This is a genomic window from Streptomyces sp. NPDC012637, from assembly GCF_042954805.1.
GTDB lineage: Bacteria > Actinomycetota > Actinomycetes > Streptomycetales > Streptomycetaceae > Streptomyces.
Genome location: NZ_JBIBDS010000005.1, coordinates 345,640 through 358,461, shown reverse-complemented (window position 1 = coordinate 358,461; position 12,822 = coordinate 345,640). Strand labels below are relative to the sequence as shown.

The 12,822-nt window shown below is 71.9% G+C and carries 8 protein-coding genes; all 8 read right to left on the bottom strand.

Going from position 1 to position 12,822, the window contains the following annotated elements; all coding sequences use genetic code 11:
- Positions 1-161 precede the first annotated feature (161 nt).
- Positions 162-2,273 carry a phosphocholine-specific phospholipase C gene (locus tag ACFY8W_RS21945; RefSeq protein ID WP_391107663.1) on the bottom strand — a complete coding sequence of 704 codons (2,112 nt, stop codon included), beginning with the start codon at positions 2,271-2,273 and terminating at the stop codon, positions 162-164.
- 124 nt (positions 2,274-2,397) lie between these two features.
- Complete coding sequence (locus tag ACFY8W_RS21940; protein ID WP_391107660.1) at positions 2,398-4,086, bottom strand: TROVE domain-containing protein; 1,689 nt, start codon at positions 4,084-4,086, stop codon at positions 2,398-2,400.
- 400 nt (positions 4,087-4,486) lie between these two features.
- Complete coding sequence (gene gatB, locus ACFY8W_RS21935; RefSeq protein ID WP_391107658.1) at positions 4,487-5,998, bottom strand: Asp-tRNA(Asn)/Glu-tRNA(Gln) amidotransferase subunit GatB; 1,512 nt, start codon at positions 5,996-5,998, stop codon at positions 4,487-4,489.
- Positions 5,999-6,013: 15 nt separating this feature from the next.
- Complete coding sequence (locus tag ACFY8W_RS21930) at positions 6,014-6,259, bottom strand: hypothetical protein (protein WP_391107655.1); 246 nt, start codon at positions 6,257-6,259, stop codon at positions 6,014-6,016.
- Complete coding sequence (gene gatA / locus ACFY8W_RS21925; protein WP_391107652.1) at positions 6,256-7,758, bottom strand: Asp-tRNA(Asn)/Glu-tRNA(Gln) amidotransferase subunit GatA; 1,503 nt, start codon at positions 7,756-7,758, stop codon at positions 6,256-6,258. Before gatA ends, ACFY8W_RS21930 begins: the two co-directional genes overlap by 4 nt.
- Before the next feature lie 6 nt (positions 7,759-7,764).
- Positions 7,765-8,061 carry an Asp-tRNA(Asn)/Glu-tRNA(Gln) amidotransferase subunit GatC gene (gene gatC / locus ACFY8W_RS21920; protein ID WP_007266718.1) on the bottom strand — a complete coding sequence of 99 codons (297 nt, stop codon included), beginning with the start codon at positions 8,059-8,061 and terminating at the stop codon, positions 7,765-7,767.
- A gap of 73 nt (positions 8,062-8,134) precedes the next feature.
- Complete coding sequence (locus ACFY8W_RS21915; RefSeq protein ID WP_391107649.1) at positions 8,135-10,258, bottom strand: EAL domain-containing protein; 2,124 nt, start codon at positions 10,256-10,258, stop codon at positions 8,135-8,137.
- Positions 10,259-10,613: 355 nt separating this feature from the next.
- The gene (ligA, locus tag ACFY8W_RS21910) at positions 10,614-12,791 is read right to left on the bottom strand and encodes an NAD-dependent DNA ligase LigA (protein ID WP_391107646.1); all 2,178 of its coding nucleotides are present in this window, start codon (positions 12,789-12,791) and stop codon (positions 10,614-10,616) included.
- Between the last annotated feature and the right edge of the window lie 31 nt (positions 12,792-12,822).

Genomic DNA, 12,822 nt, shown 5'->3' with positions numbered 1-12,822 from the left:
GGACGTGCTCCCTGGGTGGTTCGGTGCTCCGCCCACTGGAGTGGCCCGGCGCTCCGCCCACTGTCGCAGCCAAACGTGATCGTTTGCCCGTTTCGTGGCGATCCTCACAGAGATGCCCGGGAGGTCGGGACCGGAGTCCCGGCCTCCCGCGGACGGTGGACCTATCCGGAGACGCTGGGGCGCCCGTTCTCGATGTGGCCCATGAGGCGGCGGCGGAAGCCGTCGGGACCGGTCACCTCGACGTCGTACCAGCCGTGCGCGTCGGCGGCGGAGTGGACGACGGTACGGCTCTTCCCGGGCTTCACGGTCAGGGTGCGGGTCCACCGGCCGTGCTCGCCGAGGTCCTCGGGGTCGACGTAGCCGAGCGGCCTGACGGTGAAGACGGCCGGGGCCGTGGAGTCGTTGCGTACGGTGAGGTGCAGGTCACGGTCGTGGTGGTCGACGCGCGAGGCCAGCTCGGCGCCGCCGGCCGCCGGGCCCTCGAACTCGCGGCGGAAGCCGTTGGGGCCGGTGATCGTGAAGCGGTAACGATCACGCGTAAGGGGGACCGTCCACCGTCCCGTGCCCCTGACGTCCTGGTGCTGCGGGACGGCGAACTCCCCCGCGTAGGGGTAGAGCGCGAAGTGCGCGCTCGCCTTGCCGGTGTTCCTGAGGTCCACGGTGAGCGTCCCGTCGCCGACGGTGGCCACGGCGTCCGGCTGGTACGGCAGCGGCCGGGCGGGGCGGGTGCCGGGCTCCTGCTCGGGCATCGACTGGACCGCCGGGGGCTGCGGCCGCCAGCGGCCGGTGAAGGGCGGGATCGGGCCGGGCTGCTCGACGGGCGGCTGCCGCCGGGTCCGGCGGAAGTCGAAGGCGGAGGTCAGGTCGCCGGTGACGGCCCGGCGCCAGGCGGTGATGTTGGGCTCCTCGACGCCGGTCAGCTCCTCCAGGAAGCGGATCACGGAGGTGTGGTCGAAGGTCTCGGAGCAGACGTAGCCGCCGACCGACCAGGGCGAGATCACGAGCAGCGGGACCCGGATGCCGAGGCCGGTGGGCAGGCCCTTCCAGCGCTCCTCCGTGGTGCCGGCCGGCGGGACCGGCGGCGGCACGTGGTCGAAGAACCCGTCGTTCTCGTCGTAGTTGATCAGCACGACGGTGTGGCGCCAGACGTCCGGGTGCGAGCCGAGGGCGTCGAGCACCTGGTAGACGAGCGTGGCGGAGGCGACCGGCGAGGAGGAGCCGGGGTGCTCGGAGTCGACCGCCGAGGGGACGAGGTAGGAGACCTCGGGCAGCGCCCCGGCGGCCACGTCGGCACGGAAGGCCTCGGCGAGCGTGCCGGTCTCGACCCGGCGCAGGCCCCGCTCGAAGAGGGAGCGCTCGGCCGGGGCGAGGGTCGCGACGCCCTCTTCGAGGAGTCCGAGGAGCCGGGTCCGCTCGGCGGTGTCGGAGGTGTCCCGGACGGCCGCGTAGAAGGACTCCATGAAGGTGTGCGCCGTCCCGGCCCCTCCGGTCCTCGCGAGCGCCTTGCGGGCGATCTTCTTGAAGCTGGTGAAGAACTCGATGTTGTTGTCCGTGAAGTTCTCCCACTCCGTGTACGTCTTCCAGCTCCGCCCGGCGGCCTCGAGCCGCTCGGCGTAGGTGGACCAGCCGTAGCCGGGATGGGTGGCCTCGGCGTAGGCGGCGTTGGTGACGGCGCGGCTGCCGTCGGCCTCGTAGCCCGTCCAGCCGGACCACAGGTGGTTGCGGTTGGGACTGGTGGAGGTGTGGGTGGAGGAGTGGTAGGCGTCGCAGATGGTGAAGGTGTCGGCGAGTTCGTAGTGCAGCGGGATGTCGCGCCGGTCGTAGTAGGCCATGGTGGCGGCGGTCTTCGCGGAAACCCAGCCGTCCATCCAGCCCTCGCGCCAGGCCTTGGCGCCGCCGCTCCAGGAGTGGTCGAGGTCGCCGATGTACTGGAGGTCCTTCTGCTGCGTCTCGGCGGCTCCGCGGATCGGGAACGGGAGCACGGTCCGGCCGGGGGCGGCGGGCTGCTCGAAGACGGACGTGCCGGAGGGCAGCTCGATGGCGTTGCGGTCGCCGAAGCCGCGGACTCCGCGCAGGGTGCCGAAGTAGTGGTCGAAGGAACGGTTCTCCTGCATCAGGATCACGACGTGCTTCACCGCCGCCATCCCGCCGGCCGGCGGCTCGGCGGCCATCGCCTCCTGCAGCGACGGCGGCAGCAGCGATCCGGTGGCGGCGACGCCGAACGCGCCTCCGCCGAGTGCGAGCAGCCTTCTGCGCGAAATCTCCGGTGCCACGGCCCCGACCCTCCAGTCGACGGCCCACGGCTCGCCCTCGAGCCATGGGATCGGTACGGCGGGGACGCTAATCAGGCCGGATGACCGCGAGACGACCCGGTGAGGGCGGAACGGTGAACGGCAGTCACGCCCCGCGGCCGGCGCCGCCGGCCTCCCACGGCCAGGCCGCCGCGGCACCGGACTCGATGAGCGGTACGAGGCGGAAGGCGGCGTCGCCGAGCCCGCCGAAGGTGTGGCGGTGGGGGCCGGCGCCGGTGTGGCCGAGGGAGTAGCCGGCGAGGTTCCAGGTGTAGACGGGGACGTGCTCGGGGACCACGCCGAGCGGGTCGACGCGGGGCGTCCAGAAGGCCTGTTCGTCGGTGACGACGACGACGCGGTCGTGCCCGTCGTAGTGCCGCTGGACGGCCCCGGCGGTGTTGGTGCCACCGAGGTCGTGGAACCGGTCGAGGGCGCGCAGCACGGACTCACCGGGGGCGAGGGGCACGGCCTGGCTGGAGGTGCCGAACTCGACCAGGTCGGCGTGCTCGGCGCGCAGGGCGAGGGCGGTGCCGAAGATGGCGGCGGAGTCGGCCCGGTTGAGCCGGCTCCGCGCGCTCGGCTCGTCGAACATCGAGCCGGACCGGTCGACGAGGACGAGCGTACGGCCGGGGAGCTCGGGCACCTGCGACAGGGAGTGCTGCAGGGCCGCCTCCAGGGCCTCGTGCCAGCGCGCGGAGGGCGCGTTGCGGTGCGCGGCGAGGTAGCGGAAGGGGAACTGGCGGGAGCGGCGCACCTCGCCCGCGTCGGAGATCCGGCGGGCGACGTCGGCGGCGGCGCGGTCGCCGACCCCGGCGAGATCGAAGTTGCGCAGGTTCCGTACGAGGGCCATGGCGCCCATCGAGGGGATCAGCGCCTCCCAGACGGCGGCGTCCAGGGGTCCCTGGAGCCAGCCGGCGACCGACTCCCAGGTCATCCCGGCCTCCCGCAGCCGCTCGGCGCCGCCGGCCCCGGTCACCAGGGCGTGCCGCTCGGCGACCGGCACGGCGAGCAGGGCGTGGTGGGCGCCGAGGAGCGCGTCACCGGCAGGCGGCGCGGCACGGTCGGGGCGGTGCCGGCGGTCGAGCGCGTAGCGGAACAGCTCGCCCTGCCACGGGTGCGCGGGCGCGGGATGGGTCAGTTCGAGGACGTCGCCGAAGCGGAAGGCGCGACTGCCGGTGTCGTACTTGAGCAGGGCGCGGCCGGTGTAGAGGCGGCGCACGGCGTCGGCGACCCCGCGCCGCAGCGGCTGCGGCAGCCGCCGCCCGTAGCGGGCGGTCCAGTAGGCGAGCAACTCGCCCGGCTCGTCCGGCCGTTGCAGTACGGCGTCGACGGCCTGCCGGGAGAACCCGACGGCCCGCGCCTCGGTACGCGCCCGGACGAACTCGGCGGCACCGATGACGGAGGCGGTCCGCATGTGTGCCTCGGTCCGCAGCCAGCGCAGCAGCCCCAGCGTCCAGACCGGGTCACTGACCGCGAGCTGCCGCACCAGCCGCTCGTAGCGGAGGTCCCGCAGCGCGGCTCCCTCGTAGAAGCTCTCCTGCCCGGCCATGTGGCTGACGGCGAGCAGGAACAGCTCCTGCTTCGGCGTCCGGGCGAACCCGGCACCGCTCTCGTGGTTGCGGAGCACGGAAGACGGGAAGACGGTCAGCTTCCGCACGCTCCCGGGGGAGGTCGTCGTCCACTCCCCGTGCGTGGACAGCGGCAGCGTCACGCCCCGCCTGGTCAACCCCGGAACCTCGGTCTCGATCTCGTGTCGCGCTTCGACCTTGGCCCGCTGACGGTTGAACCGGGTCATGCAGAGAATCCCCCTGATTGGGAAACAGAAGTCAAAGATGAAGAGAGAAGAGAAAGGAGAGGGCAGAAGTCGGAGAACCGGCAGACACGACGACCGAAGGGACGTCTCCCGGGATCAGAGGTGTGCCACGGTGTGAGTTTTTGTCAGAAGTAACCGGGGCACGGCGCATCGGGAGACGTCATGGAGGACGCTACACGGGCGGCCCGGGCCGTGCATCCGAATTAACGGCGACCCTCCAGGAGGGCGAGTCCCAGGTCGGTGACCGAATGGAGCGTCGCGTTGCGGTGGCGTCGGCTGGACACCAGGCCGCGCGCGCCCGCCCCGCACGCACCCGCACGAAGGCGGCCCCGCACCGGAACTCCGGTGCGGGGCCGCCCTCTTGAGCTGTACGAGCAGAGGATCAGCCCTCGCTGACGCCCAGCTTCTCCAGGATCAGGTCCTTGACCTTCGCCGCGTCGGCCTGGCCACGCGTGGCCTTCATGACCGCGCCGACCAGGGCGCCGACCGCCGCGACCTTGCCGCCGCGGATCTTGTCGGCGATGGCCGCGTTGCCGGCGATGGCCTCGTCGACGGCCGCACCGAGCGCGCTGTCGTCGGAGACGACCTTCAGACCGCGCTTCTCGACGACCTCGTCCGGGGTGCCCTCGCCCGCGAGGACGCCCTCGATGACCTGACGGGCCAGCTTGTCGTTCAGGTCGCCGGAGGCGACCAGGGCCGACACGCGGGCGACGTCCGCCGGGGTGATCGGGAGCTCCTCCAGGGAGACGCCCTGCTCGTTGGCGTTACGGGCCAGCTCGCCCATCCACCACTTGCGGGCGGAGGCGGCGTCCGCGCCCGCCTCGGTCGTGGCGACGATGGCGTCGACCGCACCCGCGTTGAGGATGGCCTGCATGTCCAGCTCGGACACGCCCCACTCCTCGCGCAGCCGGTTGCGGCGCACGCGCGGCAGCTCCGGGAGGCCCTTGCGCAGTTCCTCGACCCACTCGCGGGCGGGGGCCACCGGCACCAGGTCCGGCTCGGGGAAGTAGCGGTAGTCCTCGGCGTTGTCCTTGATGCGGCCGGCGGTGGTGGTGCCGTCGTCCTCGTGGAAGTGCCGGGTCTCCTGGACGACCGAACCGCCGGCCTCCAGGATCGCCGCGTGGCGCTGGATCTCGAAGCGCGCCGCACGCTCGACCGAGCGGAGCGAGTTCACGTTCTTCGTCTCCGAGCGCGTGCCGAACTCCGTCGCGCCCTTCCGCATCAGCGACAGGTTGACGTCGCAGCGCATCTGGCCCTTGTCCATGCGCGCCTCGGAGACGCCCAGGGCGCGGATCAGCTCGCGCAGCTCGGCCACGTACGCCTTGGCGACCTCCGGGGCACGCTCGCCGGCACCGACGATCGGCTTGGTGACGATCTCGATGAGCGGGATGCCGGCCCGGTTGTAGTCGAGCAGCGAGTGCGAGGCGCCGTGGATGCGGCCGGTCGCGCCACCGATGTGGGTGGACTTGCCGGTGTCCTCCTCCATGTGGGCGCGCTCGATCTCCACGCGGAAGACCTCGCCGTCCTCCAGCTGGACGTCCAGGTAGCCGTTGAAGGCGATCGGCTCGTCGTACTGGGAGGTCTGGAAGTTCTTCGGCATGTCCGGATAGAAGTAGTTCTTCCGGGCGAAGCGGCACCACTCGGCGATCTCGCAGTTCAGCGCGAGGCCGATCTTGATGGCCGACTCGACGCCGACGGCGTTGACGACCGGCAGTGCGCCGGGCAGGCCGAGGCAGGTCGGGCAGGTCTGCGCGTTGGCGTCCTGGCCGAGCTCGGTGGAGCAGGCGCAGAACATCTTGGTCTTCGTGCCGAGCTCGACATGGACCTCCAGGCCCATGACGGGGTCGTACTCGGCGAGCGCCGCCTCGTACGACAGCAGTTCAGTGACAGTCACGGTGGAACTTCCCTCTCAGCCCAGCAGGACGTCGTCGTCGCCGAGGCGCTTCAGCTCGCGGTACAGGATCGCGAGGCCGGTGACGATGGCGGCGGCGGACACGACGGCGTCGACGAGCTTCAGCGTGTCGTGCTCGGCGCGCGCCTTCTTGATCTGCTTGGCCACGGTGATGGCGCCGAATGCGGTGGTGCCCATGGACAGGTACGTACCGGTCTTGGACTTCTTGAAGCCCTTGGCCTTCTGCAGTGCACTGGTACTCACAGCGACGGAGCCTCCTCGAGCAGCGGGTGGCCCCACTTTTCCACGAAGGCTGCCTCGACGGCGGCACCGACCTTGTAGAGGCGGTCGTCCTTCAGGGCGGGGGCGATGATCTGCAGACCGACGGGCAGACCGTCCTCCGGCGCGAGGCCGCAGGGCAGCGACATGGCGGAGTTGCCCGCCAGGTTGGTCGGGATGGTGCACAGGTCCGCGAGGTACATCGCCATCGGGTCGTCGGCGCGCTCGCCGATCGGGAAGGCGGTGGTGGGCGTGGTCGGCGACACGATGACGTCGACCTGCTCGAAGGCCTTCTCGAACTCGCGGGTGATGAGGGTGCGGACCTTCTGCGCCGAGCCGAACCAGGCGTCGTAGTAGCCGGAGCTCAGGGCGTAGGTGCCGAGGATGATGCGGCGCTTGACCTCGGGGCCGAAGCCGGCCTCGCGGGTGAGCGCGGTGACGTCCTCGGCGGACCGGGTGCCGTCGTCGCCGCTGCGCAGGCCGTAGCGCAGGCCGTCGAAGCGGGCCAGGTTCGAGGAGCACTCGGACGGCGCGACGATGTAGTACGCGGAGAGCGCGAGGTCGAAGGACGGGCAGTCCAGCTCGACGATCTCGGCCCCGAGCGACTTGAGCAGCTCCACGGACTCGTCGAAGCGCTGCACGACGCCGGCCTGGTAGCCCTCGCCGCGGAACTGCTTCACGATGCCGACGCGCATCCCGGCCACGGAGCCGTTGCGGGCGGCCTCGACGACCGGCGGGACCGGCGCGTCGATGGAGGTCGAGTCGAGCGGGTCGTGCCCGGCGATGGCCTCGTGCAGCAGGGCCGCGTCGAGGACCGTACGGGCACAGGGGCCGCCCTGGTCGAGCGAGGAGGAGAAGGCCACCATGCCGTAGCGGGAGACCGCGCCGTAGGTCGGCTTGACGCCGACGGTGCCGGTGACGGCGGCGGGCTGGCGGATCGAGCCGCCGGTGTCCGTGCCGATGGCGAGCGGGGCCTCGTACGCGGCGAGGGCGGCCGAGGAGCCACCGCCGGAGCCGCCCGGGATGCGGGTGAGGTCCCACGGGTTGCCGGTCGGGCCGTAGGCGCTGTTCTCGGTGGAGGAGCCCATCGCGAACTCGTCCATGTTGGTCTTGCCCAGGATGACCACGTCGGCGGCCTTGAGCTTCTTGACCAGGGTGGCGTCGTACGGCGGGATCCAGCCCTCGAGCATCTTCGAGCCGACCGTCGTGGGCACGCCCATGGTCGTGAAGATGTCCTTGAGCGCGAGCGGCACACCGGCCAGCGGGCCCAGCTTCTCGCCGCGGGCGCGCTTCTCGTCCACGGCACGGGCCTGGGCGAGGGCGCCCTCGCGGTCGACGTGCAGGAAGGCGTGGACCTTCTCGTCGACGGCCTCGATGCGGGCGAGGTGGGCCTCGGTCACCTGCACGGCGGTGAGCTCGCCGGAGGCGATCTTCGCCGCGATGTCGGCGGCGGTGAGCTTGATGATGGTGCTGTTGTCCGTCATGACGTTCTAGTCCTCCCCCAGGATCTGCGGCACCTTGAAACGCTGCTGCTCCTGGGCCGGGGCGCCGGAGAGCGCCTGCTCGGGGGTGAGCGACGGACGGACCTCGTCCGCGCGCATGACATTGGTCAGCGGCAGCGGGTGGGAGGTCGGCGGTACGTCTTGGTCGGCGACCTCGGAGACGCGGGCGACCGCGCCGATGATGTCGTCGAGCTGACCGGCGAAGTGGTCGAGTTCTTCGCTCTTCAGCTCCAGACGCGCCAGCCGTGCGAGGTGTGCGACCTCCTCGCGCGTGATGCCAGGCATGCGGATCCTCACGGGGTGAGTTTGATGGTGTTGGCCCAATCCTATGGGGCCTGCACCGCTACCCGTGAAACGGTTACTGCACCACGTGGCCGGAGGGGTGGTCCACCTCGGCGATCGCGGCGCTCGCGGCGATCTCCGACGGTCGGCGCCAGCCGTGCTCGCCGCGGGCGCGGAGCCAGGCCGTGGTCTCGGCGGGCGGCATGGCGGCGGCGACCAGCCAGCCCTGGACGGCGTCGCAGCCCAGGTCACGCAGGCGTTCCCAGGTCTCGTCGTCCTCGACGCCCTCGGCGACCACGAGCAGGCCGAGCGAGTGGGCGAGGTCGACGGTGCAGCGGACGATCTCGGCGTCCTCGGTGTCGACGGCGAGCCGGGCGACGAAGGACCGGTCGATCTTCAGCTCGCTCACCGGGAGGCGGCGCAGGTGTACGAGGGAGGAGTAGCCGGTGCCGAAGTCGTCGAGGGACATCTTGACGCCGTGGCCGGTGAGGCCCGCCATGGTGTCGGCGGCCCGCTGCGGGTCCTCCAGGAGCACGTGCTCCGTTATCTCCAGCTGGAGCGCGCCGGCCGGGACGCCGTGCCGGGCGAGGCGGGCGGCGACGGCACCGGCGAAGCCGGGCGTGTGGACGTCGCGCGGGGAGACGTTGACGGCGACGGGCACGTCGAGGCCCTGGGCACGCCAGCGGGCCACCTGGGCGAGGGCCGTCTCCAGGACGTACTCGGTGAGGTGCGGCATGAGGCCGGAGGACTCGGCGATGGCGATGAACTCGTCCGGCGGAACCTTCCCTCGCTCGGGATGGACCCAGCGGACCAGGGCCTCCAGGCCGGCGACCTGGCCGTCGAAGCGGACCTTGGGCTGGTAGTGCAGCTCCACCTCGCCGGCGTCGAGGGCGCGGCGCAGGTCGCCGAGCAGGCCGAGGCGGTCGGGCGTGTTCGAGTCGCGCTTGGACTCGTACACCTCGACGCCGGTGCGGTCCCGCTTGGCCTGGTACATCGCCACGTCGGCGCGGCGCAGCAGGCCCTCGGCGTCCAGGGCGTGGTCGGGGAAGACGGCGACGCCGGCGCTGGCCTCCAGGACGAGGGTGAGCCCGTCGAGGTCGAGCGGGGAGGACAGCTCGGCGACGAGGTGGCGGGCGACGCGCTGGGCGCTGGTGGTGGAGTCGGCGGTGGGCAGCAGGACGGCGAACTCGTCGCCGCCGAGCCGGGCGGCCTCGGCGCCGCGCGGCAGGGCGAGCCGGAGCCGCTCGGCGATCTGGAGGAGCAGCCGGTCGCCGGCGAGGTGCCCGAGGGTGTCGTTGACGGAGCGGAAGCGGTCGAGGTCGATCAGGACGAGCGCGGAGCGGACGCCCTCGCCCTCGGCCTCCTCCAGGGCGGTCCAGGTGCGCTCCAGGAGCCACTGGCGGTTGGGCAGCCCGGTGAGCGGGTCGCGCAGCTGCTCCTCGGCGCGGGCCCGGGCGATCCACAGGGTGGAGTCGAGGGCGATGAGCGGGACGGCGAAGAGCGGCAGGAGCGGCGGCCGGGAGGCGGCGACGACGCAGATGAGCGGGGCGATGCCGAGCAGCGCGACGGCGACCAGGCCCTGGCGGAGCAGGGCGGTGCGGGCGGCGGTGGGCAGTCCGCCGCCGTGCGGGGCGAGGGCGTACCACAGCAGGAGCCGGGTCGCCACGAGGTAGGCGACGGCGGCGAGCATCACTTCCGGTACGTCGGCGATCCCCCAGTCGAGGGGCTGCCAGGGTTCCGCGACGGTGGGGACGTCGCCGAAGGTGGCGAGCACGAGGGCGGCGGCGCCCGCGCCGATGACGTCCACGGCGCCGTGCAGCAGGCCCTGGCGCCAGCGGTGCCGACGGGCGGCGGCGACGAGGACGACGACGGTGAGGGAGACCAGGCAGGCCGGCACCCAGCCGTACAGGAGCAGGACGGCGAGGGTGAGGGCGGCGCCGGAGCCGGTGCCGCCCCACCAGCGGTCGCGGCCGAGCGCGACCAGGTGGCCGACGATGAGGCCGGTGAGGACGGCGAGGGACCAGCCGGCGGCACCGCCGGGGAAGAGGCCCTGACCGGTGCTCAGCGTCCGGTAGAGACCGGCGGTGAGCACGACGGCGGCGATGCCCACGAGCACTCCGGGCAGCCCGGACGTGATGCCCACGAACGCCGCACGGCCCTGGGGCCGTGCGACCGGGGCGGCACTCTCGGTCGGTTTCATTCCCGTCCCTCTCACAGCCGGCGGTGCCGTCGCAACGCGGGGGCCGTCGTGATGCCACTGTCATGCCACTGGTGTCATGCCACTGGTTCGTCGTGCCGTCGCGTGTCGTACCGCGTGTCCTGCTCCTGCGCGTCGGCAGGGGCCCTCACACGGCCGTGCGCGACGGACGCACGGTCACCACACTAGGCCGCGGAGGGCTGCTACGGGCAGCGCTCTCCATCTCTTGCCCGAATGCGACCCGGCCACCCGTAACGATCTGGTATGCGCCGAACGGGTGAACCTTCGCGGCCTTTTCGCGCCCCCCGCGCGCCCCTTCCGCGCCCGCCGCCGGCCCCCCGGGGCGGCGGGCCGACGGCTACTCAGGGACCGGCAGAGCGGCCTCCTGAGCGGCTTCGGGACCTTGTTCGAGCAGGATCACGAAGCCGTCCTCGTCGAGAACCGGAACCTTCAGCTGCATCGCCTTGTCGTACTTGGAGCCCGGGTTGTCACCGACCACGACGAAGGCGGTCTTCTTCGAAACGGAACCGGCGACCTTGGCTCCTCGGGATTGCAGCGACTCTTTTGCGCCATCCCGCGTGTAGTTCTGCAGGGTGCCCGTCACCACCACGGTGAGGCCCTCCAGCGGACGCGGACCCTGCTCCTCGCCGGCGCCCTCGTCCTCGAAACTCACCCCGGCCGCACGCCACTTGCGCACGATCTCCCGGTGCCACTCCTCGGCGAACCACTGCTTCACGGCGGCGGCGATGATCCCGCCGACGCCGTCGACCGCCGCCAGCTCCTCCTCCGTCGCCTGCTCGATCCGCTCCAGGGAGCGGAACTCGCGGGCCAGCGCCTCGGCGGCAACCGGGCCGACGTGACGGATCGACAGTCCGTTGAGGAACCGGGCCAGCGGACGCGTCTTCGCCGCCGCGATGTTCTCCAGCATCGCGAGCGCGTTCTTCTTCGGCTCGCCCTTCTGGTTGGCGAAGACGGAGACGATCTTCTCCTCGCCGGTCTTCGGGTCCCGCCTGGGCAGACCGCTGTCGGGGTCCAGGACGTACGCCCGGATCGGCAGCAGCTGCTCGATCGTCAGGTCGAAGAGGTCGCCCTCATCGAGGAGCGGCGGCTCCGCCGGCTCCAGGGGGCGGGTCAGCGCCGCCGCCGCGACCATGCCAAAGTTCTCGATGTCCAGGCACTGGCGGCCCGCCAGGAAGAACAGCCGCTCCCGCAGCTGGGCCGGACACGACTGCGCGTTGGGGCAGCGCAGGTCGATGTCCCCCTCCTTCATCGGCTTCAGCGGCGTCCCGCACTCCGGGCACTCGGCCGGCATCACGAACTCGCGCTCGGTGCCGTCCCGCAGGTCCGCCACCGGGCCCAGGATCTCCGGAATCACGTCACCGGCCTTGCGCAGCACGACCGTGTCACCGATCAGCACGCCCTTGGCCTTCACCACGTCCTGGTTGTGCAGGGTGGCGAACTCGACCTCGGAACCGGCCACCGTCACCGGCTCCACCTGCGCGTACGGCGTGACGCGGCCCGTCCGGCCGACGCCGACCTTGATGTCGACCAGCTTGGTGTTGACCTCCTCCGGCGCGTACTTCCACGCGATGGCCCAGCGCGGCGCGCGCGCCGTGGAGCCGAGCCGGCCCTGGAGCGCGATCTCGTCGAGCTTGACGACGACGCCGTCGATCTCGTGCTCCACCGAGTGCCGGTTCTCGCCGAAGTACGTGATGAACTCCCGCACGCCGTCCAGGGAGTCCACGACCCTGTTGTGCCGGGCGGTGGGCAGACCCCACTCGTGCAGCAGCTCGTACGTCTCCGAGAGCCGCGAGATGTCGAAGCCCTCGCGGGCGCCGATCCCGTGCACCACCATGTGCAGGGGGCGGGTCGCCGTCACCTTCGGGTCCTTCTGGCGCAGCGAACCGGCCGCCGCGTTGCGCGGATTGGCGAAAGGCTTGTCGCCGGCCTCCACCAGGCGCGCGTTCAGCCCCTCGAAGGCCTCCATCGGGAAGTAGACCTCGCCGCGGATCTCCACGAGCGCCGGGATCCGGTCGCCGCGCAGCCGCTCCGGGATGTCGGCGATCGTCCGCACGTTCGACGTGATGTCCTCGCCCGTACGGCCGTCGCCACGGGTCGCCGCCCGGGTCAGCCGGCCGTGCTCGTACGTGAGGTTCACCGCGAGGCCGTCGACCTTGAGCTCGCACAGGAAGTGGTGGTCGGAGGTGCCGACGTCCTTGGCGACCCGCTCGGCCCAGGCCGACAGCTCCGCGTCGTCGAACGCGTTGTCCAGCGAGAGCATCCGCTCCCGGTGCTCCACGGAGGTGAAGTCCGTCTCGTACGAACCCGCGACCTTCTGGGTCGGCGAATCCGGCGTCCGCAGCTCCGGATACTCCTCCTCCAGGGACTCCAGCGACCGCAGGAGCCTGTCGAACTCCGCGTCGCTGATGACCGGCTGGTCCTTCACGTAGTACCGGAAGCGGTGCTCCTCGACCTGCTCCGCCAGCTCGGCGTGCTTCTCCCGCGCCTCGGCGGGGGCCCCCTGTTCGACTGCCACCGTTCCTCGTCCTCCCGTGTCCTGAAACCCG

What these genes read in the sequence shown, in the direction of transcription:
- ACFY8W_RS21940 (WP_391107660.1), bottom strand. Translation starts at nt 4,086, where the DNA reads ATGACCCGGTTCAACCGTCAGCGGGCCAAGGTCGAAGCGCGACACGAG.
- ACFY8W_RS21915 (WP_391107649.1), bottom strand. Translation starts at nt 10,258, where the DNA reads ATGAAACCGACCGAGAGTGCCGCCCCGGTCGCACGGCCCCAGGGCCGT.
- gatA (WP_391107652.1), bottom strand. Translation starts at nt 7,758, where the DNA reads ATGACGGACAACAGCACCATCATCAAGCTCACCGCCGCCGACATCGCG.
- gatC (WP_007266718.1), bottom strand. Translation starts at nt 8,061, where the DNA reads ATGCCTGGCATCACGCGCGAGGAGGTCGCACACCTCGCACGGCTGGCG.